Raw genomic sequence first — 21,495 nt, 5'->3', positions numbered from 1 at the left:
TAATATAAATTGAAAGGCAAATTTACGAAGAAAAGATTTAGAAATTAAGTAAAAACCAAACACTAAACATAATGAGGAAAACAATACCGCTAATACTTAGTATTTTTAATTCTTTTTTGGGCCTATATTTTTCAGGAGTGTGCTTTCCAGTAATTAGTATATAATTTAAAATAGCATAAAAAGGCGCTGTTAAAAAAGATAAAACAGTGGCTATTTTAACCAAAAGACCCATGTCAGACATGAAGTATTTTAAAATAATATAGGTGCCTCCTGCCAAAATAAACATCCAAAACCAATAAGATAAGTTGATTTTTTTATTAAAAAGTAATGAAGAGGTTTTAGTCATGGCTCTAGGCGAGGCATCTAAAGTGGTCAAAGTAGTACTAAACATAGTGGTAAAAGCGGCAACACCTATAAATACGTGTGCAAACTCTCCTAAATTTTTAGTATATAAATTAATTAGTTGCGAAGCAAAAACAGTTCCTTTACTTGAAAATGTTTCTCCAGATTTATACATAACCATCGCGCCGAGTATAACAAAACAAACTCCTAAAAATAACGTACCGATATAACCGATGTTAAAGTCAAAAATAGCTTGTTTGGGTTGTATTTTTTGAAAGGTTGTTTTATCTTTTTCAACAGACCACAGTGAATGCCATATCGAAACGTCAAGAGGTGCAGGCATCCATCCAAGGAAAGCAATTAAAAATGTTATTTCACCTACGCCAGAGGGAATAATCTGTGTAAATGTAAATCCTTTGTTAGTGCTAAAAATAGCAACGAGAACTGCAACGATTGTACTAAAGGTTAGTATAACAATAATGTATTTCATTAAATTGTCAAGCAGTTTATACCTGCCAAACACTAAAATAGTAAAGCTTATAATTGTGATAATACCAGACCATATGACTAAGTCGTTGGTAAACCCAAATAAATGAGAAGCCAATCCTGCGGTTACGATTGTTACGGCCGCTTGTATGGTAAACATCGTAGCAAAATTTAAAACATAATAACACACCAAAACACCTTTACCTAACTTTCGATATCCATCTAATAAGGTTTCACCTGTAGCACTTGCGTACCTCGGTCCAAATTGAAAGAAAGGGTATTTAAACAGGTGAACGAGTACTAAAGCCCATAGTAAACCAAAACCAAATTCTGCACCCGCACGGGTTGATTGTACTAAATGAGAAACACCAATAGCTGCACCAGCAAACAATAATCCAGGTCCTAAAGAAGAAAACGCTTTTTTCATGATTTTTATAGGGAATTAAAATCACGCTAAATTTAGTTAAAAAATATAATTTTAATGAATAAAGTGAGTAAAGTTTATTTTAAGATGATACTTTGTGAAGTATCACTACCTTTTTAAGATTTTTTAATTATTTCTGCTAACAACTTTTTGGCTCTTAGTAATTTTACCTTTACATTATTCATCGGTTCATTAATTTTCTGTGAAATTTCCTTGTAGCTAAGTTCTTGAAAGTATCTTAAATTAATGACTTCTTGATATTTAGGTTTTAGTTGTTTTATATCACGTAATAACTTTGCCAAGTTTTGTTTAGTGATAATTTTATCTTCAGGAGAAGGGGCATTATCTATTACGTCAAAGGCTTCTTCTTCCTTTTCATTTGTAGTTTTAATGGATATAGAAGCGTTTTTCTTTCGTATAAAGTCAATATAAACATTTTTAGAAATAGCAATTAACCAAGTTTTAAATTGATATTCTTCATTGAATGAATCAATTTTAGCAAAGGCTTTTGAAAAGGTTTGTATGGTAATATCTTCTGCATCATTTTCATTTTTCGACTTTTTAAGTTGAAATAGATACACGTTCCCCCAAAAATGGTCTAGCAGGAAATTAAAGGAAATTTGATTCCCGTTTTTTGCTTGTTTTATATGTTCTAATATTGCTTTCTTCTCTCTTTCCAAGTCAAAGGTGTCGCTGTTTTGTTTGCAAGAAATATAAAAATCAAAAACAAAGCATAACAAACGTCTAATATTGGTAAAAAATAGACTAGTTTTTGTTCGTTTAACTTTCTTATTGATTTACCTATTATGATGTATTGAATCAAAAAATATAGTACTACTATAGGTAATGTCAGTTCCCAATCTAAGGATATAACAAAGATAGCAACTAAGTAGAACAATACTTTAGTAAAATTAAAAAAAGATAAAAGAAAGCGATTTTTAAGACTATAGTTAGGAAATAAAGCAGCCTGTTGCTGTTGTTCTATAAAATAATCCTTTAATGAAACGGGCGTTGCTTCTGTTACAAAGCTATCATAAGTAACAATCACAGCCGTATTTTTCGTAGTACTGGCATCTTTCAAAAATAAATCATATTCTCCTAGTGGAATATTCATATGTTGTATAAAACCGTTTACGTTAAAAAAAACACTTTTTGTAAAAGCAAAGTTATTTTTATAGGCCTTGTAGGGAGTACCAAGTTTAGCGAAAGAAAACATTTTAATGGTGGTAAGCGCATTTGAAAATCGTACAAAAAGATTAGGAAAGGAATATTTCTTTGATACGAGTTTTTTATGACCAATTACAATGGTTTTTTCGTTAGAGAAAGCATTGCACATTTCACTCACCCAGTTTTTAGAAAGAGGTTTAGAGTTTATATCGGTAAACAATAAGTGTTCATTTTTTGCTGCCTTTATAGCTAAAGTAAGTGCATATTTTTTGTTATCCCAAAAAGCTTCAGTATTTACAATGTTTACAATTTTTATATTGGCGTTTTTATTTTCGAATTCCTCCATGATTTCTAGGCTATGATCGGTAGAGGAATGATTGACCAAAACTATTTCCAAATCAGAGAAATTTTGATCAATTATTGAAGGTAAATTTTTTGATAGGGCAGTAGCACTGTTTTTTACATAAACAATGATTGAAACAGGTTTGTCGTTTGCTATTTTTAATTCTCTTTCTTTGGTAAAAGCAACAGTTGAAAAGGCAATATAATAGGTAACTTGTATAACCGCAACTGCTACAAATATGTAGAAAAGCAGAGTAAAAATCATATATGGTTAATTAGCTGTGAGATGAGTCATTACAAGAATCAAATTGGTCTGGTGTTTTTCCACAAAAACCACAAGTTTCACCACTTTTATTTAACATTGGATTTTGACTTGCACAAGTGCCTGCAAATTCACCATCCTTTTTAGCCCATATCTTAATAGCAATACCTGCAAAAGCAAGTGCCAATAAACCAATTGTTACAAAAACTAATTTCATTATAGTAGGAAATAAATTATATTGCAAAGATACTAAAAGAGAAGGCTATCTATAGCCATATAGTCTAAAAATACATAATCGTGCCATTAATTGAAAAAAAATCATCTCTGGTTTTAAACTTTTTTTGTTTTTTTAGGTCTTACCAGTAAAACATATTATACAGTGTCATAGCTTTGGATGTTATACCTTAGATAAGTATACTGTAGGCAATTTTAAAATAAAATTGATTGTATTGATTTTATGTTTGCTGAATTTAGCCAATTTAGATAAAAAACGTTGAATGAAATTTGTCATAATTTAAAACGATATACTCATGAAGAATTTTAACACAGTACTAGGAATATTTACTGCATTATTATTTATTTCAGCTTGTAATTCAGATAATGAAGGAGCAGATTCACAAACAGAAGAACCTATTAATGAAACTGTTTATGATATCAGTGTTATTGTATCCAAATTTGATGATGTTGATGGATTATCATATGCCGTTAATGGTGATTATGTTGAAATAACGACCAATGGATTACCCAATCATAAAAGTCCGTATTGGGATCAAGATCATACATTATATGAAGCCTATAACGGATCGAATCCGAATTGGAATCAAAACCCTAATAGTATTCAGACTCAAAACATCACATTCAGAATCCCTTTATATCCAAAAGAAGCAACTAATAAAGGGGCAACACCTTTAGGGCCTATCGGGATTTCTTTAAATGGTGTTCCTTTTTACAATCAATATGCTGGCCCTAATAATCAACCATTAACTGATGAAATTGATTCGTTTGATCAATACTTAGGCCATCCTCAAAATACTGGACAATACCATTATCATCAGGAACCTCTATTTCTTACTAGTAGTTTAGGAAAAGGGAGTTTCTTAGGGTTATTAGCAGATGGTTTCCCGGTATATGGCCCGCTAGAGAATGGTGGAACTATTACTAGCGATGACCTGGATGTTTACCATGGTCATATATCAGCTACCACTGATTTTCCTGACGGAATCTATCATTATCATATTACTACTGATGATCCATATATTAATGGAAATGGCTATTATGGTACCGCAGGTAATATCAGTCAATAGATAATTTTATGAAAAAAGTACTGTTGTTTTTTTTGTTGATGGCTAGTTTTTCTTGTAGGCATGAAAATGTTGAACAGCTGTATGTTTTATATGAAAAAGATAAATTTAACATTAAAAATGGTAGTTTGATGTATAAAAATAATCCATTTACAGGAATTTTATTATCATTTGATGAAGTAAATAAAACAACCCATAGTATTTCCTATGTGAAAGGGAAAAAACATGGAAAGGAAGTGAAAAAGTATAAAAATGGGTTAGTGGCGGAAGAACGGTTTTATACAAAAGGAAATAAATCAGGAATTCATAAAGGATGGTGGAATAATGGTCAATTGCGATTTGAGTATCACTTTAATGATCGAGGGGAACATCAGGGAGCGGCAAATGAATGGTATAAAAATGGACAACAATGTAAAGCCTTTCATTACGAAAATGGAAGAGAAGAAGGAACTCAAAAAATATGGCAGTACAACGGTAAACTTAAAGCAAACTTTGTGACTAAAAACGGAGAGCGTTTTGGAGTAATAGGATTAAAAAAATGTTATACAGTAAATACGATAAATGAAGAAACTGAGTAGATTTATAAGGATAGAACAATTTGTAGGTTGGCTATTATTTGTTTTAGTTATAAACTTGTTGATTTCATGTAAATCAGAGAAGAGAATAGGTGAAGAAATAAGCTTACCGTTTTTTAATTCTTCAGAATTTACACCTGAATGGATAGATAAAGAAGCTAAGGTTTACAAAAATATTCATACCATACCAGATTTTAATTTAATCAATCAAGATGGAAGAAAAATCACCAAAAAGACTTACGAAGGTAAAATTTATGTAGCTAATTTTTTCTTTGTTAGTTGTCCTGGTATTTGCCCAATTCTTGCAAAAAACATGAGTAGACTTCAAGATGAATTTGAACATGATAATGAAGTACTATTATTATCTCACACCGTCATGCCTACAAAAGATTCCGTTCCTGTTTTAAAACGTTACGCAAATGATCATCAGGTTATTTCTGATAAATGGAACCTAGTTACAGGTGACAAAGATGAAATTTATAATTTAGCTAGAATGGCGTATTTTGCAGATGAAGATTTTGTTAAAACGCAAGATAAAAATGCATTTATCCATACCGAAAATTTTCTGTTGATAGATAAATTAGGAAGAATTCGAGGGGTGTATAATGGAACCTTGGCTTTTGATACTGAAAGATTGATTCGTCATATAAAGATATTGAAAAAAGAAAAGGTATAACCATTAGTGACTTTAGTGGTTATTCGGTGTCGTATAATACAGATAACCCATAAAACTAATATGATGAGATTATTTGTAAATGTTGCCAGTTTTATTAAAAATTACTTTTATAATAGTACCGTTAGTTTAATTCCTATTACTCTTGTACATAATGATAGAAGAACATTTTAAATAATGTTTACTTCTATTTCTAAATGAATAGAAAACTTTTCTTTAATCGTGTTTTGAATAGCTAATGCTAGTTCATAAATATCTTTGCCAGAGGCGTTGTTATAGTTTACTAAAACAAGTGCCTGTTTTTCGTGAACTCCGTAATCACCAAAACGCTTGCCTTTAAATCCGCTATGCTCAATTAACCATCCTGCAGGAACTTTAACCTCAGTTTCCGAAACTTTATAATGAGGTATAGTGAGATACTGTTGTTGAAGTTCTAGGTAATGCGTTTTCGAAATCACAGGATTTTTAAAAAAGCTACCGCTGTTTCCGATTTTTTTCGGGTCTGGTAATTTAGCTTCTCGGATACTAATTACAACATCCGAAATATCTTTAATTGTAGGCGTATTAATATTCCTCTTTTGCAATTCATTTTCAATAGCACCGTAAGAGGTGTTGAGCAGATGCTTGTTTTTGGAAAGCTTGAAGCTAACGGCTGTAATTATATATGAATTTTTACCCTTGTTTTTAAAAATAGAGTTTCGATATCCAAACTCACAGTCGCTATTAGAAAAAGACACTAATCTATTCGTTTTAATATCTAAAGCTTCTACTTTTGTGATGACATCTTTTACTTCAACTCCGTAGGCTCCTATGTTTTGAATGGGAGAAGTACCAACATAACCAGGAATCAAGGATAAATTTTCAATACCTCCGTAATTTTGAGAAATACACCACAACACAAACTCGTGCCAGTTTTCGCCGGCATTCACTGTTACATACACAGCATTTTCATTCTCCTTGTCAATTGAAATTCCTTTTAAGTTGATATGCACAACTAGTTTTTCAATATCTTTAGTAAGAAGCATATTACTACCTCCACTGATAAGAAAAACAGTGGGTTCTATTTTTATCAGTTCCTGTAACTTACTTATGGAATCAACAGAAACAAAACGTTTGGCAACAACATGAATGCCAAACGTATTGTATTCTTTTAGAGATATGTTTTGAAGTATCTTCAATTAATTATTGTATTGTTCTAGTGCTATTCTTATTATTTCTACGCAACGCTTTAAATCTGTTTTGTTTAACACATACGCTATTCTCACCTGATTTTTCCCTTCTCCGTTCGTAGAATAGAAACCTCCAGCTGGAGCCACCATAACTGTTTCGTTATTATGGTTAAACTTCTCAAGTATCCACTGCGCAAAATCTTCTGAATTTTCTACAGGTAATTCGGCAATACAATAAAAAGCTCCTTTAGGTTTTGCTACTTTAACTCCTTCAATTTTTTGCAATTCATTGATTAATGTATTTCTGCGTTCCTCGTATTCCTCTATAACTTCATCAAAGTAGCTTTGAGGAGTTTCTAGAGCAGCTTCACTAGCCAATAAAGCATATGTTGGTGGACTTAACCGTGCCTGAGCAAATTTTATAGCCGTATGAATAAATTCTTCATTCTTAGAAACTATGCATCCGATTCTTGCACCACACATACTGTAACGCTTAGAAACAGAATCGATCATAATAGCGTGGTTGTCCAATCCTTCTAATGCCATTACAGAGTTATGTTTTTCTCCATCATAGGTAAACTCACGATACACTTCATCAGCAATTAAAAACAAATCATGCTTTAAAACAATTTGTTTTAACTTTTCAATTTCTTCTTGACAATACAAATAACCTGTTGGGTTCCCAGGGTTACAGATTAATATTGCTTTGGTTTTAGGCGTAATTAGCTTTTCAAAATCTTCAATAGCAGGTAAGGCAAAATTATCTTCTATTTTAGAAATAACAGGAACAACTTTTACTCCTGAGGCAGTTGAGAAACCATTGTAATTCGCATAAAAAGGTTCTGGAATTATGATTTCGTCTTCCGGATCAGTAATACTACCAATGGTAAACAATAAAGCCTCAGAGCCACCTGTGGTTGCAACAATATTATCGGCAGAAACCTGAATATTATTTTTAGCATAATAAGTGGCAAGTTTTTCTCTATATTCTTCAGAGCCTTCAGACCTTGCATATGATAATACTTCTATCGCATTATTTTTTACCGCATCAAGGGCAACTTGAGGGGTTTTAATATCAGGTTGACCAATATTTAAATGAAATACTTTAGTTCCATTTTTTTTGGCAGCCTCTGCGTAAGGAACCAGTTTCCTTATTGGCGATTGAGGCATTGAATTTCCTTTAATAGAAATTGATGGCATTTTTATAAAATTATTAGTTGTTTATAAGGCAAATTTGCAAAATAAATTTGACAAATTAGACTTGTTTTTGATTAAAAAATAGAGGGTGAATAGCTTTGTAATTTTATTTTATAAAAAAATAGTATTATCTTACTTCTCCCTTAAAATATTTTTTTTGAAAAAAACACTACTATTACTATTATTATTCAGTCTTTTACGTCTAGAGGCACAGTCAAAATTTAGATTTCTCAATCATTCTACTAAAGTAGAGGTTGATTTTAAGTTAATTAATAACCTCATTGTATTTCCTATTTCAATTAATGGAAGAGCGCTTTCTTTTATTCTAGATACAGGAGTTAATAAAACCATAATTTTCAACTTAACAAAAAGAGATAGCCTTGTTCTAAATAATTCAAAGAAATTATTAATTGGCGGATTAGGGGAGGGGAAGCCTGTGGATGCAATACTTTCAAAAAACAACAATATAAAAGTGAATACCATTTTGGGCTCAAATCAAAGCATCTATATTATTTTGGATGATACGTTTCAGTTGTCTTCAAAAATGGGAATAACTATTCACGGAATTATCGGGTATGATTTGTTAAAAGATGTAGTACTAAAAATTGATTATTTAAGAAAAAAGCTTACGTTTTACAAACCTAATAGATTTAAAGAACCTAAATGCCGATCATGTGAAAAGTTAGACTTAGAGTTTTATAATAATAAACCTTATGTAGATATTTCTGTTCAAATTGATTCTACAAAGCATAGTAAAAAACAAGTGAAAATGCTAGTTGATTCGGGAGGAAGTGATGCCTTGTGGTTGTTTGAAGGAACAGAGCAAGAACTAATATCCCCAGAAAAGTTTTTTGTGGATGTTTTAGGAGTAGGATTGAGTGGGGTTATCTATGGTAAAAGAACTCGGATACCAAATGTTTCCATAGGGAAATATCTTGTTGAAAAACCAACAGTTTCATTTTTAGATACTTTATCAACATTAAAAGCAAGAAAATTTAGGAAAAGAAACGGAAGTATTGGTGGAGGTATTTTAAAAAGATTTAAAGTTTGGATCGATTATCCCAATAAAAGAATCACCTTGAAAAAAGTAACTTCATTGAAAAAGGGGTTTTATTATAATATGAGTGGATTGGAAGTTGTTTATAACGGTATGAAGCTCATTAAGGAACGAAAGAATAAAGGTTTTAACTTGACTAGCGATTATGGTGAAAGTGGTGACTCTTCATCGAAGGTGATACACTTTGTAACCAGTTTTGTATATAGGTTTAAACCATTATATAGCATAAATTACGTATTGAAAGATTCACCTGCTGATAGGGCAGGGCTGATGAAAGGTGATGTGATTCAAAGAATTAATGGAATTGCGGCTCATGAATATTCCTTAGAGAGCATCTCGAGTTTATTTCAAACAAAACCTAATAAGAAGATTGCAATAACTGTTAAGAGAGGTGTTGTTGAGTTAAAATTTAAGTTTAGATTAGAACAGAGAATATAGCGGAGTAGTTAGAGAGTGTTTTTAACGATATGATCTATACATTACCGGTTAAAGCCCTTTACTTCGCCTAAATTAAGCGTTCCGATAATAAGCTGGTGTTTGGAAGGTAACATAGCTCCTGATTCAGTAGTGATCCAGTTATTCCATGAAGCTTTAAGGCCTCCAATAGGAATGATAGAAACCCACATTTTGTAGTATATAGGTTTTTCGTTTTTATCGAGAACCCATAAGTATGAATCTCCAGGAGTAGAACCACCGGTAGTATAGGTAATTAACAACGCTTTTTTTCCTTGATAATCTACAATGCTTCTTTTTACCCCTGAATCAAAAACTTTATAAGGCGCTATTAACCAAAAGCTATCGTTATTAAAATAACGAGTAGCTTTTTCTATAAGTTTAGCATTTGGTACTTTTTTATGGCCTACAAACACCATGCTTTTTTCTGGTTCTTTTGTGAATAAGATCACTTTATTCTCGTTCCAAGACACTTCTACTTTGTGTAATAATCGATCCCACTTATAAAAGTGATTACCTCTAAAACTCCATTCTAAAAAACGCGTATTTTCATAGGCTTTATAATTTAGAGATTTTAACATTTTATAGGCCAAGCTATCCGCTTCGATACCTTCATGTCCTTTTGGTAGAGTTTCATTATTTTGATAATAAAATAAAGTTACAATTAGCACTAAAATAGCTAGAATAGCTCCTGATGTTTTTAAAAACTTGTTCATGTAATGTATTTCGTTCTGCTAAGCTATTATTTTTTTGAACGCTACTTATGGTCATTATAATAATTCAATACATGCTTGGGTATTTGAATGTCTTCTAACAATTTATCATCAGGAATTGGATATCCTACTTGTTGTTTTATAGGAACTACACCAGCCCAAATGGCGAGATTTTCATCTTCAGGTTCATCATTAACACCTACATCTCTAATTTTTGCAGAGGCAGTTTGGATGGTCATTTCAACAACTAAGGTTTGGTTTAATTCTTTTGTATTCATGGCTCTTAATGTTTCCCATCTGTCTGGAATCATATGATCCATGATACACTTTAAAGCATCTTCCTTTTCATGAGAATCGTCTATTTTCTTGAGAGTTCCAAAGAGTGTTGCCGACCTATAATTTACAGAGTGATGAAACCCTGATCTCGCTAAAATTAAGGCGTCTAAATGTGTTACGGTGATGCTCATTTTACCTGTTTTTAATAATGATAATAGGATTCTGTTGGCACTAGAACCGTGCAAATATATTTTATCATCATTTCTTCCATAAGCCATTGGAATTGAAATAGCATTGTCTTCATACATATAGCTTACATAACCAGTGAAAGCATCATCTAGAATTGCATGTATTTTATCTTTATCATAAGTGGCCCTTTTAGCTCCTCTCTTAATTCTGTTTAATTTTGAAGTAGTGTATTCTTTCATATTTCAGTTTTGTTTCGTGATTATTTAATTTTTGAGTTTTATAGGTTTCTTAGCTGTCTATATACCCATGATGAAGTTTCAATGTTTAACTCATCATTTCATTTATATTGCTAATTATGACGCTTTTATTTATCATGTCATGAGCTTATCTAGAAGATGGTGAGACGTTTTTGTAAGTGTTAATTTGTTCTTGTATTTTTTTAATTTTCTTAGGGGAATATACCCGTATTTCTGAAGCAGGGTGATTCATAAGAGATGCGATGGGTCTTATAGGTCGTTGAACAAAATTTCCAAAACAACTAGGGCAAACATTTTCAAATATTTCCAAAGCACATTTTTTGCAATAAGTGCATTCAAAAGAACAAATGAAAGCTTCAGTAGAGGTGTTGGGTAAGTCTTTACCACAATGTTCGCAATTGGGTCGTATTTCTAACATGATGCATTTTTATAGGTAGAGTTTATCAAAGTTTTTTAGTTATTAGTTTGTCGTTTCGCAACAATTCACCATTCAAATGTATTATATTTATGGACTATTATATTAGTCCAGAATCAAAATAAATAAGAGTCCAGATGTTTCCGTATAAAACCAGTTTTACCATTAAGAGAAATACCAACCACCCCATTTACGTACAATTGGCTAATCAGTTTATGTATTATATAAAGGAAGGAAAATTACCTGCAAAGACAAAGTTACCAGGAAGCAGAATTCTTTCTGATTTATTAAATATTCATAGAAAAACAGTGGTGGCTTGTTATGAAGAATTGGAATTGCAAGGATGGGTTGAATCAATTCCGAAAATAGGCACGTTTATAAAAAATGATTTACCGGTGTTACGTCATCAAGATTTTACCAGTAGTGAAGAGGTTAAAAGGAACGGGAACAATAAAGGCTTTTCTTTTTATACAGATAAATTATTGAGTGTTAAAGACACTACCAAAGAAAAGAATATGTTTTTTATCAATGATGGAATTTCTGATACTCGTTTGACTCCAACTGTTGAAATTGGACGTATTTACAGAAAAATAGCAAGTAAAAAGAATAGTTATTTACATTTATCGTATGGATCAACCTATGGAAATGAGACATTAAGAAACGTTTTAGTGGATTATTTAAATAGCACAAGAGGATTAAATATAACAAAGCAAAACATATTGATAACTAGAGGAAGTCAAATGGGAATATGGCTCAGTGCTCAGTTACTTTTGAGGGAAAATGATTTCATTGTAGTTGGCTCTACTAATTATGCTTCAGCAGATATTACCTTTTTACAGAGGAATGCTACGATACTTCGAGTTTCTGTAGATGCAGAAGGTATATGTACTGAAGAGCTAGAAAATATATGCAGAATTCAAGACATTAAGGCAGTATATGTAACATCTCATCATCATCACCCTACCACTGTTACCTTGTCAGCGGAAAGAAGATTACACTTACTCAATTTAGCAAAAACATATCATTTTGCCATTATAGAAGACGATTATGATTATGATTTTAATTATAATCACGCGCCTATTTTACCGCTAGCAAGTCATGATATTAACGACAATGTAGTTTATATAGGTTCTGTTTGTAAAACCGTGGCTCCAGTATTTAGAATTGGGTATTTAATAGCCAATAAAGAGTTTGTAGATGAAGCTTCAAAATATAGAGGCTATGTTGATAGACAGGGAGATGCCTTACTAGAGTTGACCTTTGCCGAATTTATAAAATCTGGTGATTTGGATAGACATATACGAAAAGTAATGAAAGTTTATGAGTATAGGCGCAATCTATTTTGTAGGTTATTAAAAGAACAATTATCAGCATACTTTGAATTTGAAGTTCCAAAAGGAGGAATGGCTGTATGGGTAACGTTACATCAAAAGTATACTTGGGATCAAGTTGAAAAAGAAGCATTACAACAACAGCTGGTTATTGGAGATTGGAGACGATATGATTTGGCGGAGACACATCATAATGCCATACGTATAGGTTTTGCGAGTTATACTGATGAAGAAATTTATAGGATGGTTAGAAAGCTTGAGTTAACATTTCAGAGTTTAAACAAATAAAAGCACTATGTATCAGTGCTTTTATTATTTCTAAACTGATTGGAAAAATCTTTGAACAAATCATTTATACTATCGTATTCTTTGAATAACAAATCAATAAAATTAACGCCTCTTTTTTTTTTGTGAGACTTAACATTACCTCTTGTAGCTTGAGAAATTCGAAGTTTTCTAAAGATCTTTAGTTTGTTATTCAAGTCCTTTTTAAGGGATTGATGTATGTTTAAATGATTTGTATTTTTCACAAAATAAAATTTATGTTATAAAGCTTTGTTTAAAGCAACTTTATGCTTGTTTAACAAGGCTCTTGTTATACCTAAGTTTGCCTTGGTGGAATCAACAGCCAAATAGATAAAATAGGCACCACTAGGAGAAACATTGATAAGGTGTATTTGACCTGTTAGTGTGATCGTAATGTCTTTAATTTCTTCATCTAATCCGAGGGCTTCAATAGCTTTTAATTTCGCTTTTACTACTTCCAAATTGTATGCAGAAGCGAGATTTGGATCAAAATCCGATTTTGCTGAAAAAGACTCGTAGGGTTCTCCTGAGCTAACGTCTGTAACTGAAACAGCAATAAAGCCAGGAACATTTTTTTTAACGTTTTCGATAAATGCGTTTAAGATTTCTTTCATTATAATGTGGGATTAAAAATTATATTATGAGCCACGACTTCTTTTATTTAACAAGAGCCTTTTTTAATACTAACTTAATCATGGCAGCTTTTGTTAAATCTTTAGCTAGTAAACAAATTATACGATCGTTACTAAATTTATGAATTACAACTAAACCTTGTTCTGATTGTAATACCAATTGTTTAAAGTGTTTAGAGTTTAATGCATCTTCTAAAAACTCTTCAGACATGGTTATTAACACCATAGCCATTGCTGCAATGTTATTTTCATTTGACAAACTATAAGAATCAAGTAGATGACCTTTATAATCGAACATTAATGCACTATCAGCTTTCGATTCATCAATTAACCTTTTTAAATTTAATTTTTCCATTAATCTAGGATTATTGTTTATATCTAATGATAGTTACATTTAAACATTGCGTTCACCACGCAAAGCATTGTCGTTTATCGTGTGTTTTTTAAATGTTAAAGTCTAAAATTGCTGAAATAATCTTTTGTAGGTAAGCAGTTAAGGCAGGAAAGTTATAATTTAAACTCATTTAAATATAGTCTTTTTTTTTAAAAAAGCTATTATTTTGTGGGTTTATTTTTGAAAACCATTGGTTTTACGTGTTTGTTATTATAGTTTTAGCTTTTATCATTCTCTCGTTACCGCGTAAATCTATTCGTAAGTCAATATCTGTAAACCCTTTGTCTTCTAACATTTTTATGGTTTCCTTGCTGAGGTATTGATTTATCTCGAAAAACAATAACCCATTGTCTTTTAAGTGATTTTTAGCCAAATCAGCAATTTTATTATAAAAAATTAAAGGGTTATCATCTTCTACAAATAGTGCCAGATGAGGTTCGTTTCGCAGTACATTATTTTTTATTTCAGGTTTCTCTACGTTTCTAACGTAGGGAGGGTTGGAAACAATGATGTCATACTTTTTAGGTAAAACGTCAATTGCTAAAATATCGGTTTCTATAAAGTCTATGTCAACATTGTTTAGAATAGCGTTTTGTTTTGATACTTTTAAAGCTTCTTCTGAAATATCAATCGCTGAAATTCTTGAATTAGGTAAATTCTTTTTTAGGCTGATGGGTATGCATCCTGTACCTGTACCTATATCAATGATGTCTAAATAACTTGAAGTAGCCGTTTCTTGTAAAATCCAATCAACTAATTCTTCGGTTTCAGGACGAGGAATTAACGTGTTTTTGTTAACATTAAAAGGAAGTCCGTAAAATTCAGTTTTTCCAAGAATATATTGTATTGGCTCTTCTTTTTTCAAACGATCAAGGGCATCGCGTAATAGTTTGATTTTACTCGGGGCTATTTCAAAACTAGGGGTTAAAACTACATCGATTCTTTGCAGCCCTAAATAGGCTTCTATCAAGAAAGAGAAAAAACTATCTATTTCATTTTTTGGATAAATACTTATAAGCTCTTCAGAGAATAGTGCTTTAAATTTTTTAATGGTCATTACAAAAACGTATGATTTGATTAATTTTAGTTAGCATTACTACAATGCTTTAAGCATCCAAACATTACAAGAATAATGGCCAGTATTTCCCATTGGCTTATCAATGTTTTTAAAACCATTTTTTTTGTATAAAGCCTTGGCGGCATCCATATAAGGCATCGTTTCCAAGTAACAATGTTTAAATCCAACTTTTGTAGCTTTATTCAAACAATACGATATAAGTTTGCTACCCAATCCTTTTCCTCTAATACTAGGCGAAAAATACATTTTTTGTAATTCACAAACATCCCCATCAAAATTATCTAACTGAGAAAAGCCAGCTCCACCAACAATAGTACTTTTATATTCTATAACAAAGTAAGCCGCATTTTCTTTTTGATAGGCTTCAAACATGTGATCTGTAGCTTTATCTTCATAAGCAGTACCAACTTTCGGAACATTCAACTCTACTAAAACATCTCGAATAAGTACCGCCAAAGCTGGGTTGTCTTCGTGTTTAATTTCTCTAATAATAAAATCGGAAGGAGTCATTTGAATATAGTATTTTTGCACGAGCAAGTTACCTAAAACAATAAAAACAATGAAAAAAATCCTATTTTTTTTAGTTATTATCAGTAGTATAGGATGTTCGGTGAATAAGAAACCGGTTTTTATCAAAATAGATAATGTAGCGTTGGTGTCAATGAAGTTTGATACCATAAAAATTAAGGCGAATGCATATTTTAAAAATCCAAATGATATTGGTGGAAAATTAACCGTTGACAATATAAAAGTGCTAGTAGATGAGGTAGAAGTGGCTTATGTGGTTACAGAGCAATTTGATGTGCCAGCTCGAGAGGAATTTACGATTCCTTTAAAGGTAGCTATTCCTACAAAAAAAGTTTTTAACAATACTAATAATGGCATTTTAGGCGGACTTGTAAATTCGTTGTTTACAAAAAAAATAAACATGAGGTTTGTTGGTGGTTTGAAGTATGAAATGTTTGCATTTACCTATGTTTATATGATTGATAAGACAGCAGAAATAAGTATAAAATTATAATCTATTGAATCACGAAAAATATATAAAACGTTGCTTACAACTTGCTAAAAATGGAATAGGCTCAACAAGACCTAATCCGTCTGTTGGAGCTGTGATAGTGCATAATGACAAAATAATAGGTGAAGGTTTTACAAGTGCATTTGGAGGTCCACATGCTGAAGTGAATGCAATTAGCACAGTTGAGAACGAAGAGCTTTTGTCAGAAGCAACCATTTATGTAACACTAGAACCATGTTCCCATTATGGTAAAACACCGCCTTGCGCTGATTTAATTATTCAGAAACAAATACCAAAAGTAGTTATTGGTTCTATTGACACCCATAGTTTGGTGGCAGGTAAAGGAGTAGAGCGATTACAAAAAGCCGGGTGTGAGGTTACTGTAGGAGTGTTGGAAAAGGAGTGCCTTGAACATCACAAACGTTTTTTTACAGTTCAAAATAAAAACCGTCCGTATATTATATTAAAATGGGCGGAGACTAAAGATGGTTTCATTGCTCCCTCAACGAAAGAAAAACAAGAACCAGTTTGGATATCTAATAGTTATTCGCAGCAATTAGTGCATAAATGGAGGGGAGAAGAACATGCTATTTTGGTAGGTACAAATACCGTAATCGCTGATAACCCTAAGTTAACTACGAGAAGTTGGGTAGGTAATAATCCTATAAGAGTTATTCTAGACAGGACACAAAGAATTCCTAAAGAAGCAAGTGTTTTAGATGGTACTAGTAAGACGATCGTGTTAACAGAAATGAAGGAGAAAAACACAGCAAACAGTGACAATCTCATTTATGAGCAGATTGATTTTTCGCAAAATACTATTGAAGAAATTTGTAAGGCGCTACAAAAACATGCCATACAATCTGTCATTATTGAAGGAGGAGCTCAGACCTTACAATCATTTATAGACAGCGGTCTGTGGGATGAAGCTCGTGTGTTTATAGGTAACACTGAGTTTGTAAAGGGGGTTAAGGCTCCCGTTTTTACTGGGAAATTAGTTTCAGAAGAAAAATTAGATAAGGATAAATTAAGAACATATATTAATGATTAAAAATATCATTTTTGATTTTGGTGATGTATTCATCAATTTAGATAAACAGGCTACATATAGAGAATTAGCAATGCTAGGGGTAACGGAAGTTACAGATGAAATGATGCAAGTATATTATAGGTATGAAAAAGGCTTGATAACTACTGATGAATTTGTCGATTTTTTTCACGAGCGATACCATATTCCTAAGATAGATTTGATAAAAGCATGGAATGCAATTTTGTTGGAAATGCCAAAACACAGACTTCAGTTTTTAAAGGAGTTATCTCAAAACGGAAAATATCGTTTGTTTTTGCTTAGTAATACGAACGATTTGCATATTTCATGGATTCAGAATGATTGGGGAAACGAGCTGTATAACGAGTTTAAAGAGTGTTTTGAGCAATTTTATTTATCACATGAAATAAACTTAAGAAAACCAGATAAAAACACCTATGAATTTGTTTTGAAAGAAAATGGTTTAGAAGTATCAGAAACCATTTTTGTTGATGATACAGAAGAAAATACGATTACAGCCGAAGCACTAGGAATACATGTTTGGAACATTAATCCTGAAACAGAAGATGTAATTACATTATTAAGTAGAAAAGAGTTTTTGTAGCATGGTATATTTAATTTTGAGCATCATTTTTTCATCGTCTTTGTTTGTGGTTTTTAAGTATTTTGAAATATATAAGATAAATACTTTACAGGCTATAATTGTTAATTACCTGGTAGCTTTTGTGTTAGGGGTGTTTTCAGCGGGTGCTTTTGGAAAGTTAACAACGATTAATACCCAGCCCTGGATATATGGAGCAATGATTTTAGGCCTGTTGTTTGTCACTGTTTTTTTTATCATGGCGATGACGGCACAAAAGAACGGTGTTTCGGTGGCTTCTATTGCCGGAAAAATGTCGGTAGTAATACCCGTATTTTTTGGCATTGTTTTATACAATGAAAGTGTAACGGTATTAAAAACGGTTGGAATAGTTTTAGCACTATTTGCCGTATATTTATCATCCGTAAAAGAAAAAGAGAAAATAGGAGTAAAACAAAACCTTTTGTATCCAATACTTTTATTTTTAGGGTCGGGGATTATTGATACTACCTTGAAGTATATAGAAACTAATTTTGTGTCATCAACTGATGTTGATTTTTTCTCAGGTAGTTTATTTGGTTTTGCAGCTTTTTTCGGTATGCTAATTCTGTTGGTAAAACAACTAGTTTTAAAGGAAAAACTTGAATTAAAAAGTATCGTAGCAGGAGTTGTTTTAGGTATTCCGAATTATTATTCGATAGTATTTATTATAAAAGCGCTGCAAAACAAAGAGTTTGAAAGCTCTACTTTATTCACAGTTAATAACGTGGGAGTAGTAGTGGTTTCAACGTTATTAGGACTATTGTTATTTAAAGAAAGTTTTAGTACCAAAAACAAAATAGGAATAGCGTTGGCTATTGTGGGAATAATGTTAGTAACCATTGCTTAATGAATGAAATAAAAGATACGTACAAAACAATTGTTAAACCTTCTGAAGAAACACTTTTTAAGGATCGAAACAGTAAATTTTTTGGATATGCTTTTCCGGTGTTATCTGAAGAAGATGTTAAAAAACGATTAGAAGAATTACGTAAACTACATCATACTGCGCGTCACCATTGTTATGCCTGGCAACTAGGGACAGAGCAAGTTCGATTTAGGGCGAATGATGATGGAGAGCCCAACAATTCAGCAGGACAACCAATTTATGGTCAAATTCAAGCCTACGGTGTAACGAATATATTGATCGTGTCTGTACGCTATTTTGGTGGAACAAAATTAGGTGTTGGTGGCTTAATTAATGCCTATAGAACTTCTGCTCAATATGCCTTGGAAGCTTCTGAAATTATAGAAAAAACGATTGATATCTTTTATAAACTGAATTTTGGGTACGATATGATGAATAAAGTACAACGGATTATAAAAGAAAGAAATATTGAGATTGTAGGTCAAAAATTAGAAATGGAATGTGAATATACAATTTCCATTCGTAAAAAGGAAGCACAATCGGTATTTGAGGTGTTTTCAACTTTGTTTAAGGTAGAAATAAAGGAAGTTTAAAGAGGACCGGCAGAACTCAAGAATATTTAGAGCGGAATGGTTTTCTTTTTTTTATAACTGAAGATTTTGAAAAATGGACTATAATAAAACCATGATTTAAAAATAAAGGATACTGAGAATACGTCTAATATTCGTAGCTTAAGAGTAGGTTTAAAAATACTATAAAGATTATTCATATCATATCCATAAAGAAAAAGAAGAATGGCTAAAAGAAGTAATTGTAAAAGACAAAAAAGACAATTCGACACAAAACTTCAGTAAACTTAAAACTATAAAAATTTAGGTTAATTAACTAAAAACCCGTAAATTTGCACGCCTTTTTACGAGAACAGATTAAAAATAGGTGTATTATAGAATTAAATAAGTTTAATTTCTCTTGGCGTTAGTATCGTTAAAGATCTGACTAACAAAAAGATACAAAATTAATTTCAGACATGTCTGAAGAAACAAAAAAAACAACAGAAAATGTTGTAAGTCCAGCAGAATTTTTAGCAACTTTTAATTGGCATAAATACGAAGAAGGTATTGAAGCTGTTGATGAAGCTAAATTAAAAGAATTTGAAACAGCCTTAGAAGGTACCGTAGGTTTTGTAAACGAACGTGATGTAATAGAAGGTGAAGTAGTGCGTATCACAGATCGCGATGCGATTATTGATATTAACTCTAAGTCGGAAGGTGTTATTTCATTAAATGAATTTCGTTACAATCCAGGTTTAGCTGTTGGAGACAAAGTAGAAGTATTAGTTGATAAAAGAGAAGACTCTTCTGGACAACTAGTATTATCTCACAAGAAAGCACGTGTTATTAAGGCTTGGGATCGAGTTAACAATGCACATGAAACTGGAGAAATCGTTAATGGTTTTGTGAAGTGTAGAACTCGTGGAGGTATGATTGTTGATGTATTCGGTATTGAAGCATTCTTACCAGGATCACAAATTGATGTGAAGCCTATCCGTGATTACGATCAATATGTTGAGAAAACTATGGAATTCAAAGTTGTTAAAATCAACCATGAGTTTAAGAATGTAGTAGTATCACATAAAGCGTTAATTGAAGCTGATTTAGAAGATCAAAAACGTGAAATTATAGGTCAATTAGAAAAAGGACAAGTATTAGAAGGTGTTGTTAAAAACGTAACTTCTTATGGTGTATTTGTTGACTTAGGAGGTGTTGACGGATTAATTCATATTACAGATTTATCTTGGTCTCGTATTAACCACCCGAATGAGGTTGTTGAATTAGATCAAAAATTAAACGTGGTAATCTTAGACTTTGATGATAACAAGTCTAGAATCCAGTTAGGTTTAAAACAATTATCTGCACATCCTTGGGAAGCTTTAAATTCTGAGTTAAAAGTAGGCGATACTGTAAAAGGTAAAGTGGTAGTTTTAGCTGATTACGGAGCTTTCGTAGAAGTAGAAGATGGAGTAGAAGGGTTAATTCACGTATCTGAAATGTCGTGGTCAACGCATTTACGTTCAGCTCAAGACTTTGTACAAGTTGGAGATGAGGTAGAGGCTCAAATCTTAACATTAGATCGTGAAGAGCGTAAAATGTCATTAGGTATGAAGCAATTACATCCAGATCCTTGGACTGACATTACTACTAAGTACCCTGTAGGTTCTAAACATACTGGAACTGTACGTAACTACACGAACTTTGGAGTTTTTGTTGAACTAGAAGAAGGTATTGATGGATTAGTATATATTTCTGATTTATCTTGGACTAAGAAGATTAAGCACCCATCTGATTTTGTAACCGTTGGTGATAAATTAGAGGTACAAGTGTTAGAGTTAGACGTTGAAAACCGTAAGTTAAACTTAGGTCATAAACAAACTCAAGATAACCCTTGGGATGCTCATGAAGCTACGTATGCGATCGGATCTATTCACGATGGTACTGTAAAAGAGAAAAATGACAAAGGAGCAACCGTTGCATTTGCTGACGGTGTTGAAGCTTTTGCCCCTTCTCGTTATTTAGATAAAGAAGATGGAGGAAAACTAGGTAAAGGTGACGCGGTTAAGTTTCAAGTAATCGAGTTCAGTAAAGAATACCGTAGAATTGTTGTTTCTCATACTTCTATCTTTAGAGAGGAAGAGCAAAAGAATGTAAAGGCAGCTGCTAAAAAAGCTCAGGAAGTAGAAAAAACTACTTTAGGAGATATCGGTGGATTAGCTGAATTAAAGAAAAAAATGGAAGGAAAATAATTTTTCTTATACCATATAATACAAAAGCCGTTGTTTAGACAACGGCTTTTTTTTGGGGTAAATTCAAATGGTAAATGGTATTACATAATTTATTAGATGATAT

25 protein-coding genes are annotated in these 21,495 nt (G+C 32.0%); 11 read left to right on the top strand and 14 right to left on the bottom strand.

The annotated features are described in order from the left end of the window. Positions 1-37: 37 nt before the first annotated feature. The 4 genes from AC2TDS_RS01940 to AC2TDS_RS01925 all read right to left on the bottom strand — a co-directional run bounded on the left by AC2TDS_RS01940 (position 38) and on the right by AC2TDS_RS01925 (position 3,240). Positions 38-1,255, bottom strand: coding sequence for an Nramp family divalent metal transporter (locus tag AC2TDS_RS01940; protein ID WP_484737450.1), 1,218 nt, complete (start codon positions 1,253-1,255; stop codon positions 38-40). Positions 1,256-1,368: 113 nt separating this feature from the next. After that, positions 1,369-1,932, bottom strand: a complete 564-nt coding sequence (locus tag AC2TDS_RS01935; protein ID WP_484737449.1) for an RNA polymerase sigma factor — start codon at positions 1,930-1,932, stop codon at positions 1,369-1,371. Continuing rightward, entirely contained in the window at positions 1,905-3,026 is a 1,122-nt protein-coding gene (locus AC2TDS_RS01930) for a glycosyltransferase (protein WP_484737448.1), read from the bottom strand. Before AC2TDS_RS01930 ends, AC2TDS_RS01935 begins: the two co-directional genes overlap by 28 nt. Positions 3,027-3,036: 10 nt before the next feature. Beyond that, positions 3,037-3,240, bottom strand: a complete 204-nt coding sequence (locus AC2TDS_RS01925) for a membrane or secreted protein (RefSeq protein ID WP_484737447.1) — start codon at positions 3,238-3,240, stop codon at positions 3,037-3,039. Positions 3,241-3,553: 313 nt separating this feature from the next. On the opposite strand from AC2TDS_RS01925, the gene AC2TDS_RS01920 reads away from it, so the two are divergent. The 3 genes from AC2TDS_RS01920 to AC2TDS_RS01910 are packed head-to-tail and all read left to right on the top strand — an operon-like array spanning position 3,554 to position 5,575. Continuing rightward, positions 3,554-4,327, top strand: a complete 774-nt coding sequence (locus tag AC2TDS_RS01920; RefSeq protein WP_484737446.1) for a YHYH protein — start codon at positions 3,554-3,556, stop codon at positions 4,325-4,327. 8 nt (positions 4,328-4,335) lie between these two features. Further along, positions 4,336-4,902, top strand: coding sequence for a toxin-antitoxin system YwqK family antitoxin (locus tag AC2TDS_RS01915; RefSeq protein WP_484737445.1), 567 nt, complete (start codon positions 4,336-4,338; stop codon positions 4,900-4,902). Beyond that, positions 4,886-5,575, top strand: a complete 690-nt coding sequence (locus tag AC2TDS_RS01910) for an SCO family protein (RefSeq protein WP_484737444.1) — start codon at positions 4,886-4,888, stop codon at positions 5,573-5,575. Before AC2TDS_RS01915 ends, AC2TDS_RS01910 begins: the two co-directional genes overlap by 17 nt. A 167-nt stretch (positions 5,576-5,742) precedes the next feature. On the opposite strand, the gene murB is transcribed toward AC2TDS_RS01910, so the two are convergent. Beyond that, positions 5,743-6,750, bottom strand: a complete 1,008-nt coding sequence (gene murB, locus AC2TDS_RS01905; RefSeq protein WP_484737443.1) for a UDP-N-acetylmuramate dehydrogenase — start codon at positions 6,748-6,750, stop codon at positions 5,743-5,745. Then, on the bottom strand, positions 6,751-7,941 hold the full coding sequence (locus AC2TDS_RS01900; protein ID WP_484737442.1) for a pyridoxal phosphate-dependent aminotransferase: 1,191 nt from the start codon (positions 7,939-7,941) through the stop codon (positions 6,751-6,753). It lies immediately after the preceding gene. A gap of 154 nt (positions 7,942-8,095) precedes the next feature. On the opposite strand from AC2TDS_RS01900, the gene AC2TDS_RS01895 reads away from it, so the two are divergent. Then, complete coding sequence (locus tag AC2TDS_RS01895) at positions 8,096-9,433, top strand: aspartyl protease family protein (RefSeq protein ID WP_484737441.1); 1,338 nt, start codon at positions 8,096-8,098, stop codon at positions 9,431-9,433. 41 nt (positions 9,434-9,474) lie between these two features. Here the strand turns inward: AC2TDS_RS01895 and AC2TDS_RS01890 are convergent, their stop codons facing one another. From AC2TDS_RS01890 to AC2TDS_RS01880, 3 genes are all read right to left on the bottom strand, one after another. Beyond that, complete coding sequence (locus AC2TDS_RS01890) at positions 9,475-10,164, bottom strand: hypothetical protein (RefSeq protein ID WP_484737440.1); 690 nt, start codon at positions 10,162-10,164, stop codon at positions 9,475-9,477. Positions 10,165-10,205: 41 nt separating this feature from the next. Continuing rightward, a complete protein-coding gene (locus AC2TDS_RS01885; RefSeq protein ID WP_484737439.1) occupies positions 10,206-10,865 on the bottom strand; it encodes a pyridoxamine 5'-phosphate oxidase family protein in 660 nt (219 codons plus the stop codon). Between the two features lie 145 nt (positions 10,866-11,010). Beyond that, positions 11,011-11,301, bottom strand: a complete 291-nt coding sequence (locus tag AC2TDS_RS01880) for a DUF1272 domain-containing protein (RefSeq protein WP_484737438.1) — start codon at positions 11,299-11,301, stop codon at positions 11,011-11,013. 134 nt (positions 11,302-11,435) lie between these two features. On the opposite strand from AC2TDS_RS01880, the gene AC2TDS_RS01875 reads away from it, so the two are divergent. Beyond that, positions 11,436-12,917 carry an aminotransferase-like domain-containing protein gene (locus AC2TDS_RS01875; protein WP_484737437.1) on the top strand — a complete coding sequence of 494 codons (1,482 nt, stop codon included), beginning with the start codon at positions 11,436-11,438 and terminating at the stop codon, positions 12,915-12,917. A 5-nt stretch (positions 12,918-12,922) separates the two neighbouring features. Here AC2TDS_RS01875 and AC2TDS_RS01870 read toward each other — a convergent pair whose 3' ends face one another. From AC2TDS_RS01870 to AC2TDS_RS01850, 5 genes are all read right to left on the bottom strand, one after another. Beyond that, positions 12,923-13,159: a hypothetical protein gene (locus tag AC2TDS_RS01870; RefSeq protein ID WP_484737436.1), complete on the bottom strand. Its 237-nt coding sequence runs from the start codon at positions 13,157-13,159 to the stop codon at positions 12,923-12,925. 15 nt (positions 13,160-13,174) lie between these two features. Further along, positions 13,175-13,549, bottom strand: coding sequence for a hypothetical protein (locus AC2TDS_RS01865; protein ID WP_484737435.1), 375 nt, complete (start codon positions 13,547-13,549; stop codon positions 13,175-13,177). Positions 13,550-13,592: 43 nt separating this feature from the next. Next, a complete protein-coding gene (locus AC2TDS_RS01860) occupies positions 13,593-13,922 on the bottom strand; it encodes a roadblock/LC7 domain-containing protein (protein WP_484737434.1) in 330 nt (109 codons plus the stop codon). 235 nt (positions 13,923-14,157) lie between these two features. Further along, positions 14,158-15,018 carry a peptide chain release factor N(5)-glutamine methyltransferase gene (gene prmC, locus AC2TDS_RS01855; protein WP_484737433.1) on the bottom strand — a complete coding sequence of 287 codons (861 nt, stop codon included), beginning with the start codon at positions 15,016-15,018 and terminating at the stop codon, positions 14,158-14,160. Between the two features lie 39 nt (positions 15,019-15,057). Then, positions 15,058-15,549: a GNAT family N-acetyltransferase gene (locus AC2TDS_RS01850; protein ID WP_484737432.1), complete on the bottom strand. Its 492-nt coding sequence runs from the start codon at positions 15,547-15,549 to the stop codon at positions 15,058-15,060. Positions 15,550-15,598: 49 nt separating this feature from the next. Between AC2TDS_RS01850 and AC2TDS_RS01845 the strand changes: the two genes are divergently transcribed. From AC2TDS_RS01845 to rpsA, 6 genes are all read left to right on the top strand, one after another. Beyond that, positions 15,599-16,060 carry a hypothetical protein gene (locus tag AC2TDS_RS01845; protein WP_484737431.1) on the top strand — a complete coding sequence of 154 codons (462 nt, stop codon included), beginning with the start codon at positions 15,599-15,601 and terminating at the stop codon, positions 16,058-16,060. A 4-nt stretch (positions 16,061-16,064) separates the two neighbouring features. Continuing rightward, positions 16,065-17,108 (top strand): bifunctional diaminohydroxyphosphoribosylaminopyrimidine deaminase/5-amino-6-(5-phosphoribosylamino)uracil reductase RibD, encoded by a 1,044-nt coding sequence (gene ribD / locus AC2TDS_RS01840; protein WP_484737430.1) that lies wholly within the window; start codon positions 16,065-16,067, stop codon positions 17,106-17,108. Further along, complete coding sequence (locus AC2TDS_RS01835; protein ID WP_484737429.1) at positions 17,101-17,709, top strand: HAD family hydrolase; 609 nt, start codon at positions 17,101-17,103, stop codon at positions 17,707-17,709. The genes ribD and AC2TDS_RS01835 overlap by 8 nt, the downstream gene beginning before the upstream one ends. A 1-nt stretch (position 17,710) precedes the next feature. Further along, positions 17,711-18,574 carry an EamA family transporter gene (locus tag AC2TDS_RS01830; RefSeq protein WP_484737428.1) on the top strand — a complete coding sequence of 288 codons (864 nt, stop codon included), beginning with the start codon at positions 17,711-17,713 and terminating at the stop codon, positions 18,572-18,574. Further along, positions 18,574-19,185, top strand: coding sequence for an IMPACT family protein (locus tag AC2TDS_RS01825; RefSeq protein WP_484737427.1), 612 nt, complete (start codon positions 18,574-18,576; stop codon positions 19,183-19,185). The genes AC2TDS_RS01830 and AC2TDS_RS01825 overlap by 1 nt, the downstream gene beginning before the upstream one ends. A gap of 434 nt (positions 19,186-19,619) precedes the next feature. Beyond that, positions 19,620-21,392: a 30S ribosomal protein S1 gene (gene rpsA / locus AC2TDS_RS01820; RefSeq protein ID WP_484737426.1), complete on the top strand. Its 1,773-nt coding sequence runs from the start codon at positions 19,620-19,622 to the stop codon at positions 21,390-21,392. Positions 21,393-21,495: the final 103 nt, after the last annotated feature.

The organism is Tenacibaculum profundicola (genome assembly GCF_057220795.1).
Note: the sequence above shows the minus strand (reverse complement) of the source record. Positions and strands in the feature narration are given on the sequence as shown.